We start from the raw sequence: 22,839 nt of genomic DNA, 5'->3' as shown, positions 1-22,839 counted from the left end.
GCGAATCGCGCTACGCTGCCGCACCCGCGCGACATGGTAAACGAAATCAGAAAATTAACCGGATCTTTACCATGTGAACCGATCCTCGGTGCTCGCAGCGGGCTCCCTGTTGCCGGAGCCCCCGACCGCGCAAGGGGATCGCGATGAATCAGGACGCCGTGACGCCGGCCATCACGCCCGACCGCCGGCTGCCGTTCCTGGGAGCCGAGATCCAGCGGCGGCTGGGACAGGTTCTGCGGAAATTCTACGAGACGACGACGGACGGCCTGCCACTGCCGGACGATCAGATCCAGCAGCTGCTGCGGCTGCGCCATCGGGAACGCGAGTTGCAGCGCTCGCGCTGATGCCGGCTCGGGCGGGTGGTCGGACCCGACCACCCACCGCCGGGATCGGGATCCACGCGAACCGCCCTTCTGCCGAGGGCGCCGGCGATGGCGAATCGCCCGGCGCAAATCCCCTCCGCGCGCCTGATCCGCTGTCGGGATCATCGGGCCGGAGGTGCTTCGAGGCCCGGCAATCGTCGACACCGGGCGCTTCAGCCCGAGGGTGGTGCGGCTTGCGCGCTGGGACCGAGCGCCATCGCCGCGCGGTCGGCACGAAGGACGGCGCCGAGCCCGGCCAACGACGCCGTATCACACAAAAAACCCCTCTCCATTCGGAGAGGGGTTCCTCGCGCTCACCGAGCGGATCCGGCCGGTCAGGCGCCCTCGCTCATCGCCGACTGGATCATGCGGTCGGAACTCAGGTCGTCCTCGGTGTAGCCGAGCAGGTCCGCGAGCCGGTTGCGGGCGCGGTTGACCCGGCTCTTGATGGTGCCGATGGCAACGCCGCAGATCCGGGCGACCTCCTCGTAGGACAGCCCCTCCGCGCCCACGAGGATCAGGGCCTCGCGCTGATCCGGCGGGAGCTTGGCGAGACCGGCCCGCAGGTCCTGCACGTCGAGCCGGTGACCCTGGTCCGGCGCCGTGAACAGGCGGGCCGCGTAGGACCCGTCCTCGTCCTGCACCTCGCGCATGCGCTTGCGCTGCTCCGAGTAGAAGGCGTTGCGCAGGATCGTGAACAGCCACGCGTTGAGGTTGGTGCCGGGCTGGAAGCGGTGCTGGTTCTGCCATGCCCGCAGAATCGTGTCCTGCACGAGATCGTCGGCCCGGGCGGCGTTGTTGGTCAGCGAGAGCGCGAAGGCCCGCAGCGAGGGGAGGGCGGAGAGTAGGCCGTCGCGGAACTCCGGCTCGACGGTCCGCCCCTGCGCGGCGAGCGCCGCTTCGAGCCGCTCGATCAGCGTCAGGAAGCCCTCGGGAATCGTGGTCTCGATCGCCGCGTAGGCGTCCCGCAGGTGCTGCCCGAGATGCTGCTGCACCGTGGAGGGCAGGGAGGGCTTCACCCCGGTCGAGGCGGCGGCATTCGGGTAGAGCATGGTCGCAGAACTCTCAAACGTGGGAATGGATGCCGGACGGAGAAGCGAGGGGCCTGCACCGGCCCGATCCGCACCGATCGCCATGGCCCGTCCCTCGTCCCGGCATCACCAGCGGCACCCCGCATGAGGGCCGCGCGCCGGGGGCAACGGCCGAAGCACGGCTAAGGTTCCTCGGCCGCTCTCGCGAAATCGAGTTGCCTACGTCCTACCAGGACCGTCCGCCGGGCCGGCGCCGGTACTCGGCGGCGCGGATCCGCGTGAGAAGCTGGTCGAGCCGCTGAAGCAGGATCCGCTCCTCCGCCTGCGCCGCCGCGATGGCGTCCGGGTCGGAGAGGTAGAGATGCTGCTGACGCGCCAGCGCCAAGCGCCGCTCCAGCGTTTCGCGCTCGTCATGGAGGGCGAGCAGGGCGGCCCGCTCACGGTCCTGCCCGTTTCCGATCTCGGTCGTCGCCTCGTGCACGGCGGAGTTCCTCGATTCGCTCCCGTGTGGTCATCCGGGGGATCAACGCGCGAGGGCCCGGAACAGTCGCATCCGATTCCGCTTCATCCCCATGGAAGCCGCCGCCGGAGGGCCGCCACCCCGGGCGCTGTCATCTAAGCGTCATGCAATCGTCATAGGGGCGGCGTCGTTGCCGGTCTACCGCTGCCCGGGCGGAGCGAAGCCTAACGCTGCGTTAGGGATCGGCCGCGCGACAGATCGCCAGGCACACGGAGACTTCTCGTGAGACCCTTCTCAACCGCGCTCGCCATCGGGCTCGCGACCGTCCAGATCGCCACGTCCGCGCTCGCGGCCGACATCACCGGCGCCGGCGCGACCTTCCCGTTCCCGGTCTACTCCAAGTGGGCCGAGGCGTACCGCAAGGAGGCCAATGTCGGCCTCAACTACCAGTCGATCGGCTCCGGCGGCGGCATCAAGCAGATCCAGGCCCGCACGGTCGATTTCGGCGCCACCGACGCGCCGCTGAAGGGTGAGACCCTCGAGAAGGACGGCCTCGTGCAGTTCCCGACCGTGATGGGCGGCGTCGTCCCGGTCGTGAACGTGCCGGGCGTGAAGACCGGCGAGGTGAAGCTCACCGGCGAGGTGCTGGCGGAGATCTATGCCGGCAAGATCAAGAAGTGGTCGGATCCCAAGATCGCCAAGCTGAACGAGAGCGTGAAGCTCCCCGACGCGGTGATCACCCCGGTCTACCGCTCCGACGCCTCGGGCACCACGAACATCTTCACCACCTACCTGTCGGACGTGTCGGCCGACTGGAAGAAGGAATTCGGCGCCTCGACGACCGTCAGCTGGCCGGCCGGCCAGGGCGGCAAGGGCAACGAGGGCGTGACCGCCGTCGTGAAGCAGGTGCCGAACGCGATCGGCTACGTCGAATACGCCTACGCCAAGCAGAACAACCTGCCGGTGGTCCTGCTCCAGAACAAGGCCGGCAAGTTCCCGCTGCCGGGCGACGAGGCCTTCCAGGCCGCCGCCGCCAACGCCGACTGGAAGGCGGCGCCGGGCTTCGGCATCTCGCTCACCAACCAGCCGGGCGACAAGGCGTGGCCGATCACCGCCGCGACCTTCATCCTGATCCCCAAGAGCCCGAGCGACGCGGCCCGCGCCACCGAGGTGCTGAAGTTCTTCAACTGGGCCTACAAGAGCGGCGGCAAGCTCGCCAGCGACCTCGACTACGTCCCGCTGCCGGAGACCGTCGTCGGCCTCGTCCGCGAGGAGTGGAAGAAGGTCGCCGGCAAGGACGGCAAGCCCGTCCTCGGCCTGTGATCGGCTTCCCTCGATCCTGATCGACGGGGCTCTCCCTCCTCCCGGCGGGGGAGCCCTCTTCCCGTCCCCGGCTCGCGTCATTCCCGCCCGACGCGCCACAGGCGGCTCACTCAAGGGAATCCCGGATGGTCGCGTTGTCCGAAAACGTCGCTCTCGCCTCCGCCTCGAAGCCCGCGCGCAGCGCGCCGAGCCCCGTGGCCGACCGCCTCTTCCGTGCCGCCTCGCTCGGCTCCGCGCTCCTGGTGCTGCTGGTCCTGGCGGGCATCCTCGCCTCGGTCATCTACGGCGGGATCCCGGCCTTCCGGACATTCGGGCCCGGCTTCATCACGTCGAGCGCCTGGAATGTCGGGCGCGAGGAATACGGCGCCCTCGTCGCCATCATCGGTACGCTCGCCTCGGCCTTCCTGGCGTTGCTCATCGGCGTGCCGGTCTCGCTCGGCATCGCGATCTACCTGACGCAGCTCTGCCCCGGCTGGGCCCGCCGCCCGGTGGCGATGACGATCGAACTCCTCGCCTCGGTGCCGAGCATCATCTACGGCATGTGGGGCCTGTTCGTGTTCGCGCCGCTCTTCGCCCGCTTCGTGCAGGTGCCGGTGTCGAACCTCGTCGAGGGGCTGCCCATCGTCGGCACCCTGCTCTACGCGCAGGTGCCCTCGGGCGTCGGCGTGCTCACCGCCGGCATCATCCTGGCCATCATGATCGTGCCCTTCGTGGCCTCGATCACCCGCGACATGCTCGACCAGATCCCGACCGTGCTGCGCGAGAGCGCCTACGGCATCGGCTGCACCACCTGGGAGGTCGTGCGCCACGTGCTGATCCCGCAGGCCTCGGTGTCGATCATCGGCGCGATCATGCTCGGCCTCGGCCGCGCGCTCGGCGAGACCATGGCTGTCACCTTCGTGATCGGCAACGCCAACCGGCTCTCGGCCTCGATCTTCGACCCGGGCTCGACGATCGCCTCGCGCATCGCCAACGAGTTCAACGAGGCGGATGGCTTGCAGCTCAGCTCGCTCCTCGCCCTCGGCTGCATCCTGTTCGTCGTCACCTTCATCGTGCTCATCATCGCCCGGCTGCTCGTGCGCCGCGTGAAGGTGGCCTGATCCCGCCACGGAGCCTCTCATGGACGCCCGGACCACTCTCGCCCCGGCAGGTGCCGCCCCGGCGGCCGCTGCCGCCCCGTCCGCGGCGGCCTGGGGCCGCGTGCGCGCGGGACGGCGCACCGCCGACCGCCTGCTGATCGTGCTCTGCACCGGCGCGACCGCGCTCGGCGCCCTCGTGCTCGGCTCGATCCTGATCATGCTGATCGTCGAGGGCCTGCGCGGCTTCTCGCCGACCCTGTTCACCGAGGTGACGCCGGGTCCCGGCTCGGCCGGCGGCGGCATCGCCAACGCCATTCTCGGCAGCCTGGTGATGACGTTCATCGGCATCGTCGTGGCGACGCCGATCGGCGTCCTGGCCGGCACCTACCTGGCGGAATACGGCCGCACCTCGAAGCTCGCGGACGTCATCCGCTTCCTCAACGACATCCTGCTCTCGGCCCCCTCCATCCTGATCGGCCTGTTCGTCTACACGATCATGGTCCGGGGCATGGGCGGCTATTCCGGCTGGGCCGGCGGCGTCGCGCTCGCCATCATCGCCACCCCGGTGATCGTGCGCACCACCGAGGACATGCTCCGCCTCGTGCCGGGCACCCTGCGGGAGGCCGGCGCCGCGCTCGGCGCGCCGACCTCGATCGTGATCCGCGCCGTGACCTGGAAGGCCGCGCAATCGGGGATCGTCACCGGCATCCTGCTCGCGCTCGCTCGCATCGCCGGCGAGACCGCGCCGCTCCTCTTCACCGCGCTCAACAACAATTCCTGGTTCGCTCCCAACCTGATGGGCGGCGTCGCCAACCTGCCGGTGATGATCTACCAGTTCGCCCTCTCTCCTTACGAGAACTGGCGCCAGCTCGCCTGGGCCGGGGCGCTCCTCATCACCGTCACCATCCTGGGCCTCTCCATCGTGGCCCGCGTCTTCCTGGGCGGCGGCAAGAGCCGCTGACCCCCTGCCGATCCTCAGGAGAATCCCGATGAGCGCCCCCGCCACCGCCGCTCCGATCGTCGGCAACAGCGTCGCCGACGAGGCCGCGCCGGTCCGCATCTCGGTCAAGAATCTCAACTTCTACTACAATACCTTCCACGGCCTGAAGAACATCAACCTCAACTTCCTCGACCGGCAGGTCACGGCGCTGATCGGCCCGTCGGGCTGCGGCAAGTCCACCCTGCTGCGCACCTTCAACCGGATCTACAGCCTCTATCCGGAGCAGCGCGCGGAAGGGGAGATCCTGCTCGACGGGCGCAACATCCTCGACCCGTCGATCGACCTCAACGAGCTGCGCGCCCGCATCGGCATGGTGTTCCAGAAGCCGACCCCGTTCCCGATGTCGATCTACGACAACATCGCCTTCGGGATCCGGCTCTACGAGCGCCTCGGCAAGGCCGATCTCGACAACCGCGTCGAGGAGGCCCTGCGCAAGTCGGCCCTGTGGGACGAGGTGAAGGACAAGCTGAGGCAATCCGGCATGGGCCTCTCGGGCGGCCAGCAGCAGCGCCTCTGCATCGCCCGCACGGTGGCCCAGCGCCCCGAGGTGATCCTGTTCGACGAGCCGACCTCGGCCCTCGACCCGATCTCGACCGGGCGCATCGAGGAGCTGATCGAGCAGCTGCGCGGCGAGTTCACCATCGCCATCGTCACCCACAACATGCAGCAGGCGGCCCGCATCTCGCAGTTCACCGCCTTCATGTATCTCGGCGAACTCGTCGAGGTCGGACCGACGAACCGCCTGTTCATGAATCCGGCGAAGCGCCAGACCCAGGACTACATCACCGGCCGGTTCGGCTGATCGCACAGGTTGGGAAGGGGACAGAGCCATGCCGGACCAACACATCGTCAGTTCCTACGACACGGACCTGCAGAACCTGCGCCGCAGCATCGCCGAGATGGGCGGCATCGCCGAGAAGATGGTGGCGGATTCCGCCGCCGCCCTGGTGCGGCGCGACGCCAGCCTCGCGCAGTCGATCATCGCGGCGGATTCCCGCCTCGACGGGCTTCAGCGCGAGATCGAGGAGCGGGCGATCCTGCTCATCGCCCGGCGCCAGCCGATGGCGATCGATCTGCGCGAGACCGTCTCGGCCATCCGCGTTTCGGGCGATCTGGAGCGGATCGGCGACCTCGCCAAGAACATCGCCAAGCGCGTGGTGGCGATCAGCGACCAAGCGCAGCCGCAGAAGATCGTGGTCGGCGTCCAGCACATGGCCGAGCTGGTCCAGGCCCAGCTCAAGGACGTGCTCGACGCCTACGCCACCCAGGACACCGCCGCGGCCCTCGACGTCTGGACCCGCGACGGCGGCATCGACGCCCTCTACACCTCGCTGTTCCGCGAACTCCTGACCTACATGATGGAGGATCCGCGCAACATCAGCTTCTGCACGCATCTCCTGTTCTGCGCCAAGAACGTGGAACGGATCGGCGACCACACCACCAACATCGCCGAGACGATCCATTATCTCGTCACCGGCGAGACCCTGGTGGCCGAACGGCCCAAGAACGACCGGTCGAGCTACGCCACGGTGGCGCCGCAGACGGACGCGTGACCCCGTCGGAGTCCCGAAAGCCCGCATGAGCACGAGGATCCTGATCGTCGAGGACGAGGAGCCGTTGACGCTCCTCCTCCGCTACAACCTCGAAGCCGAAGGCTTCGAGGTCGATTCCGTCATGCGGGGCGACGAGGCCGACATCCGGCTGCGCGAGCAGATCCCGGATCTGGTCCTCCTCGACTGGATGGTGCCGGGCCTGTCCGGGATCGAGCTCTGCCGCCGGATCCGGGCCCGCCGGGAGACCGAGCGCCTGCCGATCATCATGCTGACGGCACGGGGCGAGGAGGGCGACCGGGTGCGGGGCCTCGCGACCGGTGCCGACGACTACATCGTCAAGCCGTTCTCGGTGCCGGAGCTCCTGGCCCGCGTGCGCGCGCTCCTGCGCCGCGCGAAGCCGGCCCACGTGGCGCATCTTCTGGTCGCGGGCGACATCGAACTCGACCGGGTGAGCCACCGGGTCCGGCGCGAGGGCCGCGAGCTGCATCTCGGCCCGACCGAGTTCAAGCTGCTCGAATTCCTGATGCAGAGCCCCGGCCGGGTCTTCTCCCGGGAGCAGCTGCTGGACGGCGTCTGGGGCCACGACGTCTACATCGACGAGCGCACCGTCGACGTGCATATCGGCCGCTTGCGCAAGGCCATCAACCGGCCGCGCCGCCCGGACCCGATCCGCACGGTGCGCGGATCGGGCTACTCCTTCGATGAGATGTTCGCCACCGGCGCGGCCTGATCCCCGGCTGGGCGGCCCATCCGCCCCGCGAGCCTCCCGCATCCCCACACGAAAGAGCCCTCCGCCATCGGCGGAGGGCTCTTTCGTGTGGGCGTCGCGCCTTAGGCCCGGCGCAGGGCAACCCGGCGCCGGGAGTGCCTGGATTTCAGCGGAAGCCCACCGCGCGCCGGTCGCTGCGCTTGCGCTCCGCAGCCGGCTGATAGGCGATGCGGGCGTGATGCGTGCAGTAGGGCAGCCCGGTGATCGAGCGGGCACCGCAGAAGCGGAAATCCGGCGAGGACGGGTCCCCCATGGGCCAGCGGCACATGAACTCCCGCAGCTCCATGATGGTCACACGCTCGGAGAGCGGCAGCGCCACATCAGGCGGCGCGATGCTCTCCGGACGCACCAGCGCCAGCGACGCGGGCGCCGGGGCGACCATCGTCGGCGTGGGCGCCGCGCTCGGCACGCGGACCTCCTCGCTCACCGTGCGGCGGGGCTGCACGGGCGCGGGCGCGGCCGCACTCACCGCGCCGTTCGATTTCAGCACCCGCCCGGCGAGGCCGAGCCGATGCACCTTACCGATCACCGCATTGCGCGACACGCCCCCGATCTCGGCGGCGATCTGACTCGCACTGCGTCCTTCCCCCCAGAGCCGCTTGAGGAGTTCGACCCGTTCCTTCGTCCAGCTCGGGCCCGCATCCATCATCGCCGCCTCCGAATTCCCCCAGTACGCCGGCGGCCGAAGCGCACGCGACCGCCTTCGCCCGACCCTGAGGCCGGGCGCCAAAACCCTTCGATCCTGCTGGTGATCGCCGCTTCGTGACAGCGCCTGCGACGGGGGTGAACCTACAGGAGCGGCTGTTGCCCGCGCAAGAGTCCCCGGCCCATCCGAGCCCCTTTTCCCCGCACCGGCCGCGCATGCGGCGGCGCCCCTCGGAAGGGCGCCAAGGCGCGCCGGCGCCACGCGAACTCCGCCGCGCAGGCGCCTGAAATCCACACGCCGTCAACAGCTTGTGGGCAATCCCGGGGGCTGCCGGACCCGGCCTCGGGACCCCGTCCGCACGGGGCCGGAGACGCGGCCGCGGGCCCGATCGGGCAGTTCCGACGCCAGCCTCCCGAACCGCTCGCGCGATCAGCGTGGCAGACAAGCCACGGTGCCCCCGCCCGAGAGGCGGCGTTGCCCGCGGGCTGGGCTGCACCTATGTTCGGGCCCGGCGCCGTACGCGCTCGACCCCCGGGAAACTCATGCGGATCGTCCTCGCGTCCCTGCTTCCGCTCCTCGCCCTCGCCCCCACCGGTCTCGCCGCCGAACCGGCATCCGGCATCCGCCTCGCGCCGCACCGCGCGGTCTACGACCTGTCGCTGATGCGCAGCGGCGGGGCGCGCTCGGTCGACAGCGCCCGGGGCCGGATCGTGTTCGATTTCTCGGGCGACCCCTGCAAGGGATGGGCGCTGCAGTACCGCCAGGTGACGGTGCTGGAGAGTTCGGAGAGCGGCACGCGCACCTCGGACCTGCGCAACAACACCTTCGAGAGCGGGGACGGCCACAGCTTCCATTTCCGCACCCAGTCCGACCTCAACGGCAGCCAGCAGCCGGCGGTGGACGGCGATGCGGAGCGCGACGCCAAGGGGCTCGCCGTCACCATCAAGAACCCGCAGAAGGCGCGCGTCACGGCGCCCGGGGAGGTGCTGTTCCCGGCCGCCCACATGCGCCGGCTGATCGAGGCCGCCCAGGCCGGCGAGCGCACCGTCTCCGTGAAGGTCTTCGACGGCTCGGATGACGGCCGCAAGATCTACGACACGCTCGCGGTCATCGGCCCGCGCCGGACGATTCCGGCGAGCGTGGAGACCACCGCTCCTCCGGCCGCCGAGGCGCCTCTGCGCGAGGGCGCCATGGCGACGATGCCGCGCTGGCCCGTGACGCTCAGCTACTTCTCCGCCGGGGAGGAGGGCGAGCGCATGCCGATCTACGTGCTCTCCTTCGATCTCTACGAGAACGGCGTCAGCGGCGCCCTGCGGCTCGATTACGGCGGCTTCGCCCTCAAGGGCGACCTCTCGCGGATCGATCTCGCGCCCGAAGCCAAGGATTGCCGGCCCTGACGGGTCAGGCCTTGGGTGTCTTGCCTGGCGTGAAGGCGAGGCCGCGCTGGACCGAGGCCGGGCCGAACCGGGTCCGCAGCGCCTCCACGGCGGCGGCCCGGCTCGCCTCGCGCCGCACGCCCTGATCGGCGAGATCGCCCCGGTCGGCGTGGATCGCCTCGCAGAGATCCCCCGCGCCGACCCCGATCAGCCGATAGGCGGTGCCGTCGCAGGCCTCGCGCAGCAGCGCCTCGGAGGGCCGGAAGAGCCGGTCGGCGAGCTGCGTCGGGGGCAGGCCCGAGCGGGTGCGGGTGCGCAGGCGGAAGCTCGCATCCTTCAGCTTCAGGGTCACGCTGCCGGCGGCGAGGTCCGCGCGCACCAAGCGCCGCGCCACCGTCTCGCACAGGCGCCACAGGATCGGGCGCAGCGCGGAGAAATCCCGCAGGTCCTCCGCGAAGGTGGTCTCCCCCGAGACGCTCTTCGCCTCGCGAACCGGCTGCACGCGCCGCGGATCCTCGCCGCGGGCGAGGCCGGCGAGGCGGGCCGCGTCGCGCCCGATCGCCGCCTGGAGCCGCGGGACGGGCACGCGCAGCAGGTCGCCGACCATGGTGATGCCGAGGCTCCCGAGCCGGGCCGCGGCGGCCTGCCCGATGCCTGGCAGGATGCCGACCGGGCGCGGCGCCAGGAAGGCTTGCGCCTCCGCCCGGCCGATCACCGAGAAGCCGCGGGGCTTCTCCAGGTCGGAGGCGATCTTCGCCAGGAACTTGTTGGGAGCAAGCCCGATCGAGACGGTGATGCCGACCTGTGCCTCGACCGCGCAGGCGAAGCGCGCCAGCGTCACGGCCGGGCTCGCGCCGTGCAGCCGCTCGGTGCCGGTCAGGTCGAGGAAGGCCTCGTCGATCGAGACGGGCTCCACCAGCGGGGTGAGCGCCTGCATCATCCCGCGCACCTCGCGGCCGACGCGGACGTATTTCTCCATGTCGGGGCGCAGCACCACCGCGTCCGGGCAGGCCTTCAGGGCCTTGAACATCGGCATGGCCGAGTGCACGCCCCGGGTGCGGGCGATGTAGCAGGCCGTCGAGACGACGCCCCGGCGCCCACCGCCGATGATGAGCGGCCGGTCGCGCAGCGACGGATCGTCCCGCTTCTCGATGGCCGCGTAGAAGGCGTCGCAATCCACATGGGCGATGGCGAGCCCGTCGCGCTCCGGATGGGTGACGAGGCGCGGCGACCCGCAGGCGGCGCAGCGCAGGGTTCCGCCGGTGAGGCGGGCGCAGTCGCGGCAGAGCGGGATTCCGGCCGTCATGCCCCGAAGGAATCCGGCGGCGGCGGCCCGAGGCGCTGCCATGCCAGCGTGATCCGCTCCGGCGTCTCGCCGATCGCCTGGGCGCAGGCGAGCAGCAAGTCCTGGTCCGCCACGACGTGGTCGAGGAGCCCGACGAGGAGGCCGGGATCCTCGGCGGCCTGCCGCAGGGCGGCGGGGCTCAGGCCCGCCTGCTCCATGAACCGCATCAGGCGGCCGGGATCGCCGGTGACGAATCCGAACACCGCGCCGGCCAGGGCCTCGGCCTCCGCGCGGCTCGGCGCTCCGCCCTGGGGAGCTTTCCCTCTGGTAAAACTCTGTGATTTGCGTTTCATCAACTTGTGCCGCTTAAACAGGATGGACGGGCGTCGTCGGAGGTTCAGATGCGTCTCGCCGACGCCGGAGACAGTGAGCCATGACGAAGACGGTGCTCATCGTCGAGGACAACGAGCTGAACATGAAGCTCTTCAACGACCTGTTGGAGGCTCATGGCTACGCGACTCTCAAGACCGCGAACGGGATTGAGGCGATCGAGCTCGCGCGGCAGCACCGTCCCGACCTGATCCTGATGGACATCCAGCTCCCCGAGGTGTCCGGGCTCGAAGTCACGAAGTGGATCAAGGAGGACGACGAACTCAAGAGCATTCCGGTGATCGCCATCACGGCCTTCGCCATGAAGGGGGACGAGGAGCGCATCCGGGAGGGCGGCTGCGAGGCCTACCTGTCGAAGCCCATCTCGGTGGCGAAGTTCCTCGCCACCGTCCGGACCTATCTCGGCGACGAGCGCCAGAGCTGAGAGGCGACGCTCCATGTCGGCACGCGTGCTCATCGTCGATGACCTGTTCCCCAACCTGAAGCTCCTCGAAACCAAGCTGTCGCTCGAATATTTCGACGTGGTCTCGGCGATGAACGGGCCGGACGCGATCGCGATCTGCGAGAAGGGGTTGTGCGACATCGTCCTGCTCGACGTGATGATGCCGGGCATGGACGGGTTCGAGGTGTGCCGCCGGCTGAAGACCACGCCGACCACGGCGCATCTCCCGGTGGTGATGGTCACCGCCCTCGACCAGCCGAGCGACCGCCTGCGCGGTCTCGACGCGGGCGCCGACGATTTCCTGACGAAGCCCATCGACGACACCGCCCTGCTCGCCCGCGTGCGCAGCCTCGTGCGGCTGAAGGCCATGACGGACGAGCTGCGCAACCGCGCGCTCGCCTCGCGCGACCTCGGCTTCGGCGACCCGCTCGCCGCCGCCGCCGCCGAGACCGGGCTCAACGCCAACCTCCTCATCGCCGACGACCGGCGCGCCTCCGCCGACCGGATGGCGGCGGCCCTCTGCCAGTACCATTGCGTCGAGGTGGTCTGCGATCCCCAGCTGGCCCTCGAGAAGGCGACCGGGGGCGCCTACGACGTGGCTCTGGTGAGCCTCGATTTCGAGGGCTTCGACGGGCTGCGCCTGTGCACGCAGCTGCGCTCGGTCGACCGGACCCGCGACATGCCGGTGGTGATGCTGGCCGACGCGGGCGACCGCTCGCGGATCATGCGCGGCCTCGACCTCGGCGTGCACGACTACCTCGTGCGGCCCATCGACCGGAACGAGCTCGTGGCCCGGGTCCGCACGCAGGTGCGCCGCAAGCGCTTCGCGCATTCGCTGCGCGAATCCGTGCAGGCCTCGATGGAACTCGCCGTGACGGACGGGCTCACCGGCCTGCACAACCGGCGCTACTTTGACAGCCATCTTGCCGGCCTCTTCCGCGAGGCGACCTTGCGCGGGCGGGCGCTCGCGCTCCTCCTCCTCGACATCGACCGCTTCAAGACCATCAACGACGGCTTCGGGCACGATGCCGGCGACGAGGTGCTGCGGCAGTTCTCCGACCGCATCCGGGCCCATACCCGCGGCATCGATATCGTCGCCCGGTTCGGGGGCGAGGAGATCGTGGTGGTGGTGCCGGATGCCGGCCTCGACGGCGGTCGCCAGGTGGCCGAGCGGATCCGCGAGCGGATCGAGGCGGCGCCGTTCACGGTCCATGGCGGCACGCGGGCGATCGACGTGACCGTGTCCATCGGCGTCGCCGTGCGGCATCCCGACGATGCCGGCCCGGCCGATCTGCTCAAGCGTGCCGACGTCGCGCTCTATCAGGCCAAGCAGGAAGGCCGGAACCGGGTCGTCGCCGCGGCAGCGTGACGGCGGCCGGAGCACTTGCGGCGAAACGACGCAATGTTCTCGGAGCATGACCGTGGCACGGGTTCGGCCGCCGACGATCGTGTCTCAGGCCATTGATTTCGGCCATCTCTTTGCCTGTCATCCCAAGCAAGCTTGACAGTAAAAGAAGTCAAAACGCCCCCGATCTTCGCACATGCATCCTCGCGAAGTCTGTTGCATGCTGGTTCGACAGCAGCGCGCAAGGTTGAACGCCGCGCATCGATAGGATGCCCAGCATGGAACATCAGCCGCTTCGTCACCTCCGCGACATCGCCGACGTCGAGCCGGTCCCCGGACTGCTCGAAGGACGGCGCGCCCGGCTCGAACGCTGGGCCGAGATCCTCGACCGTGAGCCGACCCGCGCCTTCACGACCCTGGAAGAGATCGAGTTCGTGCCCCGCCGCATGCGGGCGGCCATCCGGGCCGACAACTCGCCGATCGCCTACGCCTATGCGGATCCGATCCTGCGGGCGAGCGGGCTGTCCGGAGACACGTTCGGGGACGTGCGCGACTTCTTCGAGCTGAGCACGGGCGAGGCGCACCACCTGCTGTGCTCCTGCGTGAACGGCCGCAGCGTCACGGGCTCCGCCACCGCCCGCCGTCTGCGCCGCCTCGCGGCCAAGCAGCCCGGACTCTGGATGGTCTATGGCTGCGCGGCCGGCGTCGTCAGCCTGCCGGGCCTGCTTCTCCTGTTCGGATAAACAAAAAGGCCGCCCGAGAGGGCGGCCTTTCTCCGAACGGCGGGATGCCCGGCCGTTACTTGATCTTGGATTCCTTGAACTCGACGTGCTTGCGCGCGACGGGGTCGTACTTCTTGAACGACAGCTTGTCGGTCTGCGTGCGCGAGTTCTTCTTCGTCACGTAGAAGTAGCCGGTGTCGGCGGTCGAAACGAGCTTGATCTTGACGGTGACGGCCTTGGCCATGACGCGACCTCATTGTGCAGGGATGCGTCCGGGTGACCGAAACGCAAAAAGGGCCGGGATGGCCCGGCCGAAACGCCGGGTGTGATTGCCCCATCCGCCGCCGGACGTCAAGCCGGCTACGCCCGCTCAGGCCGGGACGGCGCGCATCACGCGCCCACCCACCACGACGAGATAGGCGATGAACAGGCCGGCCAGGGACCACGCGAAGCCGTGCGGGGAGGCGAGGTCCATGCCGCCGCCGACGAGGGGCGGCCCGAGGACGAGGCCGACATTGTAGAGCACCAGGAAGGCCGCGTTGGCGCCCGCCAGCGCCGCGCCGTCGAAGCGGGCGCCGAGATGCGCGAGGCCGACCGTGTAGAGCGTCCCCGCGATCCCGCCCCAGAGGAGCAGGATGGTGCCGAGGAGCCACGGCTGCCCCGCGCCCGCCGGCAGCAGGAGGGCTCCGAGCGCCCCGCAACCGCTCGCGGTGAGCAGCACCTTGCGGCGATCGACGTGATCGGAGAGCAGGCCCACGGGGATCTGGAACAGCACGTTGCCGAGGGCCGCGAGGCTGACGAGACCCGCCGCCTCCTCGGCCGTGAAGCCGAGCCGCAGGCCGTAGATCGGCAGGATCGCGAAGCCGCCGGTCTCGACGGCGCCGTAGACCAGGGCTGCCAGGGTGGCCGAGGGCGCCACCCGCAGGTAGCTGAGGAAGCCCTTCCCCCCCTTGTGAGGGATCTCCGGCGAGAGCCCGCGGGCGAGGAGGAGCGGCAGGGCGCCGACGCCGAACAGGGCGGCCCCCGCGAGGTAGGGCGCCCAGCCCGCCGTGCCGACGAGGCCGAGCAGCCCCGGTCCCACCGCGAAGCCGAGGGCGAGCACCGTGGCGTAGATGCCCATCACCAAGCCGCGCCGGGCCGGGGGCGCCGCTTGGTTGATCCAGAACTCCGACAGCACGAACAGGACGCCGAGCGCCGCCGAGAAGGTGAAGCGCAGCGGGAACCACCACAGGAAGCCGAACAGCGCCCGGAAGCCGACGAGCGAGACCGCCGCCACCGCGATGGCGCCGAGGAGCAGCGGCAGCACCCCGAGCCGGGCCGCGACCCGCGGCACGAAGGGGACGACGACGATGCTGGCGAGGCCCGCGACGGCGGTGTTGATGCCGATCAGCGTGTTGGAGAGGCCCATCCGCTCCATCTCGAGGGAGAGGAGGGGGATCGAGAGGCTGAGCCCGATCCCGACCACCGCCACGCAGGCGATCGCCGCCGCGATCGAGGCGACGTCCGCCCTGCCGAATTCCGCCGTGACTGCGCGCATCCTGATCCTGCCACCCCGTTCCGGGCGGCCGGATATGGCGCGAAACCGGCCGCGCAGCCAGGGGCCGGCGTGGAAGGCCCGCCAGCTTCCCGTCGCGACGCAGCTTTTCTCATACGGTTTCCGGATGATCGCTTCGCGATGCGGAAACCGGCCTCGCTCAGGCGCCGCGCCGGCTCGTGATACGGTTTCCGAAAGTGATCGTCCGGAAACCGTATCAGATCTCCTCGCGGGTGTGCTTGCCGCGCACCTCGCGGAAGTAGGGCACCGGCAGGAACGGACTGAACCCGGCGGCGAGGCGCGCCTCCAGCTCGTCGAGGACGATGTGGGTGATGCGCGGCAGGTCGAGCTTGCGCGCCTCGGAAAAACTCACCCAGGCGAGTTCGGTCAGCTCCGAATCCGGCCCGACCATGCCGGGCACCTCCACGGCGACCGCCTCGCGCGTGACCGCGAAGAAACGGGTGTCGAAGCGCTTGGGCCGGGCCGGCGGGGTGATCGCGCGGGCGATGAACTGCATCGCCTCCAGATCCGGCATCACCCCGGCCTCGCGGAAGGCCGCCCAGGGCCCGTCCGGCGCGGTCTCGGGTGCCCCGTAATCCCGGGTGCCGATCATCAGGCCGGTCTCCTCGTAGGTCTCGCGGATCGCCGCGAGCGCCAGGGCGCGGCCGAGATGGTGGGGCGGGCGGCTGACCCGCGCGGCGAGCGCCGCCTCCGCCCGGTCGTTGAGGGTGCCCGCCACCGGCATGTGCCGGTCGGCCAGCTCGATGCGGCCGCCCGGGAACACGTATTTGCCGGGCATGAACTTGTGGCCGTCGTGGCGCCGCCCCATCAGGACGCTGGGCTTGCGCTTCGAATGATCGAGGATGATCAGCGTCGCGGCGTTCTTCGGCCGGAGCGTCGGCTTGCGCTCACGCGCTGCGGAGATCGGGGGCGTGGCCCCGCTGTCCATCGTCTCGGCCGTCGCGCGCGCCATCCCGTGTCTCCCCGCTCGGGCCCGTCCCGGCCCTGCTGCGGCGTATCGCGGCGAAGCCGTGCATGCCAAGGCCGTATTGCAGCCCGACCACCGCGCCCTTCACGGGCTGGAGCAGGCCGAGCGCCATCGCCAGGGTCAGGAGCGGCCAGAAGGTGAGTTCGAACCAGAGCGGGATGTCCTCGATGCGCATCTCGCTCTCGAGGATGCCGATCCCGACGAGATGGCCGACGATGAAGATCACGAGGTAGGGCGGCAGGTCGTCGGCCCGGTGATGGTGCAGTTCGGTGCCGCAGGCCTCGCAGGCCTCCCGCACCTTGAGGAAGCGCCCGAAGACGCGACCCTCCCCGCAATGCGGGCAGCGGTTGCGGAAGCCCCGCACCACCGCGCGGTGCCAGGGCACCTCCGCGGGCTGCGGTGCGGGGGCGGCCTTGCCGTCGATCTCGATCACGCCCGCTTCCCCCTTCGTTTGGTCAGACCCTCGCGGCGCTGGGGCGACGGGCGCCCCGGGCGCGGACCCCGGCGGGGACCGGGCGCGCCGCGTGCCCCCTCCGATACCACTTCGAAGCGCAGGGCGCCCGCCACCGGCGCTGCTTCCACCAGCCGCACCGTCACCCGGTCGCCGAGGCGGAAGGTCTCGCCGGTGCGCTCGCCGACGAGGGCGTGCCGGCCCTCCTCAAGGCGGAAGTAATCCGCTCCCAGCGTCGAGACCGGCACGAAACCATCCGCCCCCGTCTCGGTGAGCTTCACGAACAGCCCCGCGCGGGTGGCACCCGAGATCTGGCCCGCGAAGGTGGCGCCGACCCGGTCGGCGAGGTGCTGGGCGATCAGCCGGTCGATGGTCTCGCGCTCGGCGGCCATGGCGCGGCGCTCGGCGTTGGAGATCTGCTGGCCGACCTCGGCGAGTTCGCCCGCGCTCATGTCGGGCAGCCCGTCCGGCCCGAGCCGCAGCGCCCGGATCAGGGCCCGATGCACGACGAGGTCGGCGTAGCGCCGGATCGGCGAGGTGAAATGGGCGTAGCGGCGCAGGGCGAGGCCGAAATGCCCGACATTCTCCGGGGCGTAGACGGCCTGCGCCTGCGAGCGCAGGACCACCTCGTTGATGAAGATCTGGTGCTCGGTCCCGTCCACGAGACCGAGGATGCGGTTGAACAGGGAGGGGCGCAGCACGCCTTCCTTCGGCAGCTTGATGCCGATCGAGGCCAGCACCTCGCCGAGCGCCCGCATCTTCTCCAGGGAGGGCTCGTCGTGGACCCGGTAGATGAGGGCCTGGGCCTTCTCCTCCAGGGTCTCGGCGGCGGCGACGTTCGCCTGGATCATGAACTCCTCGATGAGGCGATGCGCCTCCAGCCGCTCGGGCACGATCACCCGGTCGACCCGCCCCTCCGCGTCGAGGATCACCTTGCGCTCGGGAAGATCGAGGGCGAGGGGGCCGCGCAGGTCGCGGGCGCTCGCCATCGCCCGGTAGGCCTCCCAGAGCGGGCGCAGCACCGTCCCCAGCAGCGGGCGGGTGACGTCGTCCGGCTGGCCGTCGATCGCCGCCTGCGCCTGCGCATAGGCGAGCTTGGCGGCCGAGCGCATCATCACCCGGTGGAAGCTGTGGCGCTTCTTGCGCCCGTCCGCCCCGATGACGAGGCGCACCGCGATCGCCGGCCGGTCCTCGGCAGGGCGGAGCGAGCAGAGATCGTTGGAGATGCGCTCGGGCAGCATCGGCACGACGCGGTCGGGGAAGTAGACCGAGTTGCCGCGCGCCAGCGCCTCGCGGTCGAGGGCGCTCCCGGGGCGCACATAGGCGGCCACGTCCGCGATGGCGACGGTCACGACGAAGCCGCCGGGATTGGCCGGATCCGCGTCCGGCACCGCCATCACGGCGTCGTCGTGGTCCTTGGCGTCCGGCGGATCGATGGTGACCAGGGGCGCGTCGCGCCAATCCTCGCGATTTTCCATCCCGGCCGGCGCCGCCTGCTCGGCCTCGGCCAGCACCTCGCGGGGGAAGACGTGCGGGATGCCGTGGGCGTGGAGCGCGATCAGGCTCACGGCCTTCTCGGAATTGATCGCCCCGAGCCGCTCCTTCACCCGGCCCTGCGGGAGGCCGAAGCGGGTGTCCCGGGCGAGCGCCACGGTGACGAGATCGCCGTCGGTGGCCTCGCCCTCCTGGCCGGGCGGGATCGCGATCTCGCGCCCCTGCGCCCGCTTGTCGACGGGCAGGATCCGCCCGCCGCCCTTCTCCAGGGCGCGGTAGATGCCGAGCACCTCGGCCTTGTTGCGGCCGATGAGCTTCACCACGCGGCCGATGTAGCGGCCGGGCGCCTCGCGGTCCGGCTCGACCCGCAGGAGCGCCCGGTCGCCGATGCCGGGCGCCGGCAGCGCGCCCGAGCGGCGTCCGCGGGGCACCATCACGAGAATCTTCGGGGCGGGCCCGGCCTCCGCGTCCCACTGGGCCGGACGGGCCAGCAACTCGCCGTCGCGGTCGCGCGAATCGATGTCGGCGACGAGGACGGGCGGCAGGCGCCCGGCCTTGCGCAGGCCGGAGCGGTCCTTCTCGACCGCGCCCTCGTCCTTCAGCTCCGCGAGCAGGCGCTTGAGTTCGAGCTTGTCGGCGCCCTTGAGGCCGAAGGCCTTGGCGATCTCGCGCTTGCCGACCTTGGTGGTGGACTCGGCGATGAAGGCGAGGATGGCCTCGCGGGAGGGAAGGGTGCCGTGATCGGCGTTCGGAGCGGTGCGTTTGGCCAAGAGAGAGACTTCGTGAGGAGTGGGGGAGAGCGACGACCGGCTCCGCGACACCCTCCGGCCCCGCGCGGGTCCAACCTCTTCATCGGAATATGGGATCTCGGACCGTCCTGAGCAACCGGAGCGGCCGGCCGACGGCGGCCGGAGCCGGGCCCGCGATCCCGCGCGGCCCCGCAGGAGACGGAGGCCGGGCACGAAAAAGGGGCCGGATCGCTCCGGCCCCCGGTTCGTCTCACGATCCGGATGGATCAGAGCGAGTAGTAGTGCACGAACTCGATCGGGTGCGGCGTCATCTCGAAGCGCAGCACCTCGGTCATCTTCAGCTCGATGAACGAGTCGATGAAGTCGTCGTTGAAGACGCCGCCGGCCTTGAGGAACTCGCGGTCGGCATCGAGGGAGTTCAGCGCCTCGCGAAGCGAGCCGCACACGGTCGGGATCTCCTTGAGTTCCGCCGGAGGCAGGTCGTAGAGGTCCTTGTCCATGGCCGGGCCGGGATCGATCTTGTTCACGATCCCGTCGACGCCCGCCATCAGCATGGCCGCGAAGGCGAGGTAGGGGTTCGCCATCGGATCGGGGAAGCGGACCTCGACGCGCTTGGCCTTCGGCGAGGTCGTCCACGGAATCCGGCAGGAGGCCGAGCGGTTGCGGGCCGAATAGGCCAGCAGCACCGGCGCCTCGTAGCCCGGGACCAGCCGCTTGTAGGAGTTGGTCGACGGGTTCGTGAAGGCGTTGAGCGCCTTGGCGTGCTTGATGATGCCGCCGATGTACCACAGGCATTCCTGGCTGAGGTCGGCGTACTTGTTGCCCGCGAAGAGCGGCTTGCCTTCCTTCCAGATCGACTGGTGGACGTGCATGCCCGAGCCGTTGTCGCCGTAGACCGGCTTCGGCATGAAGGTCGCGGTCTTGCCGTAGCTCTGGGCGACGTTGTGGATGCAGTACTTGTAGATCTGCATCTGGTCGGCCATCAGCGTCAGCGTGTCGAACTTCATGCCGAGTTCGTGCTGGGCCGAGGCTACCTCGTGGTGGTGCTTCTCGACCTTGACGCCCATGGACTGCATGGCGGCCAGCATCTCGCCGCGCATGTCCTGCGCCGAATCCTGCGGCGGAACCGGGAAGTAGCCGCCCTTGATCTGGATGCGGTGGCCGAGGTTGCCGCCCTCGTACTCGGTCTGGCCGTTGATCGGCAGCTCGACCGAGTCGAGCTTGAAGCCGGTGTTGTACGGATCGGCCGAGAAGCGGACGTCGTCGAACACGAAGAACTCGGCCTCGGGGCCGACGAAGATGGTGTCGCCGATGCCGCTCGCCTTCACGAAGGCCTCGGCCTTCTTGGCGATGCCGCGCGGGTCGCGGCCGTAGGGCTCGCCCGTCGCCGGCTCCAGCACGTCGCAGACGATCGACATCGTCGCGGCCGAGAAGAACGGGTCCATGCAGGCGGTCGCCGGATCGGGCATCAGCAGCATGTCGGATTCGTTGATCGCCTTCCAGCCGGCGATCGACGAACCGTCGAACATCGTGCCTTCCGCGAAGATCTCCTCGTCCACCAGCGACACGTCGAAGGTGACGTGCTGCCACTTGCCGCGCGGATCGGTAAAGCGGAAGTCGACGTACTTCACGTCGTTGTCCTTAATCTCCTTAAGGACTTCCGTGGCAGTCTTGGTCATTCCCTTTTGACCCCTTCCTAGAGCCGGCGCTCAGGCCGTCACAAATCCACGGGCCCCGCACATGCGGGGACCGCGGTCTGGAAATGGAGAGGAGGTCAGGCGGACCGGGAAATCAGATCGCGTCGGCGCCCGTTTCGCCCGTGCGGATCCGGATGGCCTCCTCGATCGACGACACGAAGATCTTCCCGTCGCCGATGCGGCCGGTCTGCGCGGATTTGCGGATGGCGTCAACCGCTCCGTCAACGAGGTGGTCGGGAAGGACGATCTCCAGCTTCACCTTGGGGAGGAAATCCACCACGTATTCCGCCCCACGGTAGAGTTCGGTGTGCCCTTTCTGGCGGCCGAACCCTTTCGCCTCGATCACCGTAATCCCCTGGAGGCCGACCTCCTGAAGGGCTTCCTTCACCTCGTCGAGCTTGAAGGGCTTGATGATCGCTTCGATCTTCTTCATGCCGGGCGGGCCTGGTTCTGCAACGGTTCCTGCCGCATTCCTAGCATCGCGCCGCGCCGGCCGCCATGATGTTTTCCGGCGCGTCCCCCGAGAAGCGCCCAGCGAATAGGCGCATCCTGCGCGATTGTTGTGCAGATGCCGCGTCTAGAGTCCCGCATCGGAGGATTCCGAGGATGGCCGCGATGGCGACAACCGAAGTGCTGACCAATGCGGAGATGCGGCGGGCCGATGCCGTGACCATCGCGGCGGGCACCGGCGGCTTCGCGCTGATGCGCCGGGCCGGCGCCGCCGTGGCCGCCCGGGCGCTGGCACTGACGGGGGAGGGGGCCCGCATCCTCGTGCTCTGCGGGCCCGGCAACAACGGCGGCGACGGCTTCGTGGCCGCGACCGACCTGTCCGCCTCGGGCCGCGCCGTCGCGGTGGCGCTGCTGGGCGACCGTGCGGCCCTCGTGGGCGACGCCGCCGCGGCCGCGGACGCTTGGACGGGCCCGGTCGCGGATGCGGCAGGCCTCGAGCCGGCCGGCTACGATCTGGTGATCGACGCCCTGTTCGGCGCCGGGCTGACCCGCCCGGTGGAGGGCGAGGCCCGGGCGCTGATCGAGCGCGTCAACCGCGCCGGGGTGCCGGTTCTCGCGGTGGACGTTCCCTCGGGCCTCGACGGCGACACGGGCGAGCCGCGCGGCACGGCCGTGCGGGCGGCCGAGACCGTCACCTTCGCGCGGCTCAAACCCGGGCACCTGCTGCTGCCGGGCCGCGATCTGTGCGGGCCGGTCACGCTGGCGGAGATCGGCATTCCGGACGCAATCGTGGCGGGGCTCGGCGCGCGCACCTTCGCGAACGGCCCGGCCCTCTGGGAGAAGCACTTTCCGCGCCTGACCGATGCGAGCCACAAATACACCCGCGGCCACGCCGTTGTCGTGTCGGGGCCGGCGACGCGCACCGGCGCGGCGCGGCTCGCGGCCCGCGGGGCGCTGCGGATCGGCGCCGGCCTCGTGACCGTCGTCTCCCCCGAGACGGCGCTCGCCGAGAACGCGGCGCATCTCACGGCCATCATGCTGCGTCCCTGCAACGGCGCCGACGACCTGGAGGACCTGCTCGTGGACGAGCGGCTCAACGCCATCGCGGCGGGGCCGGGGCTGGGCAGCGGCGGCGCGACGCGGGAAATCGTGCGGGTGATGGCGGAGGCGGAGCGCTCCCTCGTCCTCGACGCGGATGCCCTGACGAGCTTCAAGGGCCGGGCCGGCGACCTCGCGCGGCTCCTGCGGGAGAGCGGATCGCAGGCCGTGCTGACCCCGCATGCGGGGGAGTTCGCGCGGCTGTTCGATGATGTCGCGGCGGTGCCGGCCGGCTCGAAGCTGGAGCGGGCGCGGGCCGCCGCCGCCTTCATCGGCGGCGTACTGGTGTTCAAGGGCGCCGACACGGTGATCGCCGCGCCGGACGGGCGAGCGGCCATCAACCACAACGGCACGCCCTGGCTCGGCACGGCCGGGGCCGGGGACGTGCTCACGGGATTCGTGGCCGGGCTCCTCGCCCAGGGGATGCCCGTTTTCGAGGCAGCCTGCGCGGCGGTGTGGATGCATGCCGAGGCGGGTCGCCACTACGGGCCGGGCCTGATCGCGGAGGATCTGCCGGAGCTGATGCCGCGGGTGCTGGCGGCCCTGCTCGCTTAGGCTACTGCCGCGCGCCCATCTGGTGTCGAAAGCAGAAGGG

24 protein-coding genes are annotated in these 22,839 nt (G+C 70.2%); 12 read left to right on the top strand and 12 right to left on the bottom strand.

Going from position 1 to position 22,839, the window contains the following annotated elements; genetic code table 11:
- Positions 1-143: 143 nt before the first annotated feature.
- Complete coding sequence (locus ACE101_RS28465) at positions 144-344, top strand: hypothetical protein (RefSeq protein WP_379137049.1); 201 nt, start codon at positions 144-146, stop codon at positions 342-344.
- A 353-nt stretch (positions 345-697) separates the two neighbouring features.
- On the opposite strand, the gene ACE101_RS28460 is transcribed toward ACE101_RS28465, so the two are convergent.
- Together ACE101_RS28460 and ACE101_RS28455 are read right to left on the bottom strand one after the other, a co-directional pair.
- Positions 698-1,414 (bottom strand): sigma-70 family RNA polymerase sigma factor, encoded by a 717-nt coding sequence (locus ACE101_RS28460; RefSeq protein WP_379137047.1) that lies wholly within the window; start codon positions 1,412-1,414, stop codon positions 698-700.
- A gap of 205 nt (positions 1,415-1,619) precedes the next feature.
- Positions 1,620-1,874, bottom strand: coding sequence for a hypothetical protein (locus ACE101_RS28455; RefSeq protein ID WP_379137045.1), 255 nt, complete (start codon positions 1,872-1,874; stop codon positions 1,620-1,622).
- A 261-nt stretch (positions 1,875-2,135) separates the two neighbouring features.
- On the opposite strand from ACE101_RS28455, the gene pstS reads away from it, so the two are divergent.
- The 6 genes from pstS to phoB all read left to right on the top strand — a co-directional run bounded on the left by pstS (position 2,136) and on the right by phoB (position 7,538).
- Positions 2,136-3,176 carry a phosphate ABC transporter substrate-binding protein PstS gene (pstS, locus tag ACE101_RS28450; protein ID WP_379137042.1) on the top strand — a complete coding sequence of 347 codons (1,041 nt, stop codon included), beginning with the start codon at positions 2,136-2,138 and terminating at the stop codon, positions 3,174-3,176.
- Between the two features lie 125 nt (positions 3,177-3,301).
- Positions 3,302-4,276: a phosphate ABC transporter permease subunit PstC gene (gene pstC, locus ACE101_RS28445; protein ID WP_379137040.1), complete on the top strand. Its 975-nt coding sequence runs from the start codon at positions 3,302-3,304 to the stop codon at positions 4,274-4,276.
- 19 nt (positions 4,277-4,295) lie between these two features.
- Positions 4,296-5,216 (top strand): phosphate ABC transporter permease PstA, encoded by a 921-nt coding sequence (gene pstA / locus ACE101_RS28440; protein WP_379137037.1) that lies wholly within the window; start codon positions 4,296-4,298, stop codon positions 5,214-5,216.
- A 28-nt stretch (positions 5,217-5,244) separates the two neighbouring features.
- Positions 5,245-6,057, top strand: coding sequence for a phosphate ABC transporter ATP-binding protein PstB (gene pstB, locus ACE101_RS28435; RefSeq protein WP_379137034.1), 813 nt, complete (start codon positions 5,245-5,247; stop codon positions 6,055-6,057).
- A gap of 28 nt (positions 6,058-6,085) precedes the next feature.
- On the top strand, positions 6,086-6,808 hold the full coding sequence (gene phoU / locus ACE101_RS28430) for a phosphate signaling complex protein PhoU (protein WP_379137032.1): 723 nt from the start codon (positions 6,086-6,088) through the stop codon (positions 6,806-6,808).
- Positions 6,809-6,833: 25 nt separating this feature from the next.
- Positions 6,834-7,538: a phosphate regulon transcriptional regulator PhoB gene (gene phoB / locus ACE101_RS28425; protein ID WP_379137030.1), complete on the top strand. Its 705-nt coding sequence runs from the start codon at positions 6,834-6,836 to the stop codon at positions 7,536-7,538.
- A 145-nt stretch (positions 7,539-7,683) separates the two neighbouring features.
- Here phoB and ACE101_RS28420 read toward each other — a convergent pair whose 3' ends face one another.
- Positions 7,684-8,226: a GcrA family cell cycle regulator gene (locus ACE101_RS28420; RefSeq protein WP_379137027.1), complete on the bottom strand. Its 543-nt coding sequence runs from the start codon at positions 8,224-8,226 to the stop codon at positions 7,684-7,686.
- A 539-nt stretch (positions 8,227-8,765) separates the two neighbouring features.
- Here ACE101_RS28420 and ACE101_RS28415 point away from each other — a divergent pair.
- The gene (locus ACE101_RS28415) at positions 8,766-9,620 is read left to right on the top strand and encodes a cell envelope integrity EipB family protein (RefSeq protein ID WP_379137024.1); all 855 of its coding nucleotides are present in this window, start codon (positions 8,766-8,768) and stop codon (positions 9,618-9,620) included.
- A 4-nt stretch (positions 9,621-9,624) separates the two neighbouring features.
- Here ACE101_RS28415 and ACE101_RS28410 read toward each other — a convergent pair whose 3' ends face one another.
- Positions 9,625-10,905: a DNA polymerase IV gene (locus ACE101_RS28410; RefSeq protein WP_379137021.1), complete on the bottom strand. Its 1,281-nt coding sequence runs from the start codon at positions 10,903-10,905 to the stop codon at positions 9,625-9,627.
- A complete protein-coding gene (locus ACE101_RS28405; RefSeq protein ID WP_379137018.1) occupies positions 10,902-11,147 on the bottom strand; it encodes a DUF3572 domain-containing protein in 246 nt (81 codons plus the stop codon). Before ACE101_RS28405 ends, ACE101_RS28410 begins: the two co-directional genes overlap by 4 nt.
- A 170-nt stretch (positions 11,148-11,317) precedes the next feature.
- Here ACE101_RS28405 and ACE101_RS28400 point away from each other — a divergent pair, with 170 nt between their 5' ends.
- From ACE101_RS28400 to ACE101_RS28390, 3 genes are all read left to right on the top strand, one after another.
- Complete coding sequence (locus ACE101_RS28400) at positions 11,318-11,698, top strand: response regulator (protein ID WP_015933713.1); 381 nt, start codon at positions 11,318-11,320, stop codon at positions 11,696-11,698.
- A 13-nt stretch (positions 11,699-11,711) separates the two neighbouring features.
- Positions 11,712-13,085 carry a PleD family two-component system response regulator gene (locus tag ACE101_RS28395; protein ID WP_379137016.1) on the top strand — a complete coding sequence of 458 codons (1,374 nt, stop codon included), beginning with the start codon at positions 11,712-11,714 and terminating at the stop codon, positions 13,083-13,085.
- A gap of 254 nt (positions 13,086-13,339) precedes the next feature.
- On the top strand, positions 13,340-13,804 hold the full coding sequence (locus ACE101_RS28390) for a hypothetical protein (protein ID WP_379137014.1): 465 nt from the start codon (positions 13,340-13,342) through the stop codon (positions 13,802-13,804).
- 55 nt (positions 13,805-13,859) lie between these two features.
- Here the strand turns inward: ACE101_RS28390 and rpmG are convergent, their stop codons facing one another.
- The 7 genes from rpmG to ACE101_RS28355 form a co-directional block, all read right to left on the bottom strand.
- Entirely contained in the window at positions 13,860-14,027 is a 168-nt protein-coding gene (gene rpmG, locus ACE101_RS28385; protein WP_127731156.1) for a 50S ribosomal protein L33, read from the bottom strand.
- A gap of 126 nt (positions 14,028-14,153) precedes the next feature.
- Positions 14,154-15,320 (bottom strand): MFS transporter, encoded by a 1,167-nt coding sequence (locus tag ACE101_RS28380; RefSeq protein ID WP_379137011.1) that lies wholly within the window; start codon positions 15,318-15,320, stop codon positions 14,154-14,156.
- 214 nt (positions 15,321-15,534) lie between these two features.
- Complete coding sequence (locus ACE101_RS28375; RefSeq protein ID WP_379137008.1) at positions 15,535-16,290, bottom strand: NUDIX hydrolase; 756 nt, start codon at positions 16,288-16,290, stop codon at positions 15,535-15,537.
- Positions 16,226-16,738 carry a DUF983 domain-containing protein gene (locus ACE101_RS28370; protein ID WP_379137005.1) on the bottom strand — a complete coding sequence of 171 codons (513 nt, stop codon included), beginning with the start codon at positions 16,736-16,738 and terminating at the stop codon, positions 16,226-16,228. The genes ACE101_RS28375 and ACE101_RS28370 overlap by 65 nt, the downstream gene beginning before the upstream one ends.
- Complete coding sequence (gene rnr, locus ACE101_RS28365; RefSeq protein ID WP_379137003.1) at positions 16,735-19,020, bottom strand: ribonuclease R; 2,286 nt, start codon at positions 19,018-19,020, stop codon at positions 16,735-16,737. The genes ACE101_RS28370 and rnr overlap by 4 nt, the downstream gene beginning before the upstream one ends.
- Positions 19,021-19,265: 245 nt before the next feature.
- Positions 19,266-20,678: a type I glutamate--ammonia ligase gene (glnA, locus tag ACE101_RS28360; RefSeq protein ID WP_379137000.1), complete on the bottom strand. Its 1,413-nt coding sequence runs from the start codon at positions 20,676-20,678 to the stop codon at positions 19,266-19,268.
- A gap of 112 nt (positions 20,679-20,790) precedes the next feature.
- Positions 20,791-21,129, bottom strand: a complete 339-nt coding sequence (locus tag ACE101_RS28355; RefSeq protein WP_012336219.1) for a P-II family nitrogen regulator — start codon at positions 21,127-21,129, stop codon at positions 20,791-20,793.
- A gap of 182 nt (positions 21,130-21,311) precedes the next feature.
- Between ACE101_RS28355 and ACE101_RS28350 the strand changes: the two genes are divergently transcribed.
- Positions 21,312-22,799: an NAD(P)H-hydrate dehydratase gene (locus ACE101_RS28350; protein ID WP_379136997.1), complete on the top strand. Its 1,488-nt coding sequence runs from the start codon at positions 21,312-21,314 to the stop codon at positions 22,797-22,799.
- The last annotated feature ends 40 nt before the right edge of the window (positions 22,800-22,839 follow it).

It is taken from the genome of Methylobacterium carpenticola (assembly GCF_042748905.1).
Classification (GTDB): domain Bacteria; phylum Pseudomonadota; class Alphaproteobacteria; order Rhizobiales; family Beijerinckiaceae; genus Methylobacterium; species Methylobacterium carpenticola.
The sequence above is the reverse complement of the archived record's forward strand: the minus strand, read 5'-3'. Positions and strand labels throughout refer to the sequence as shown.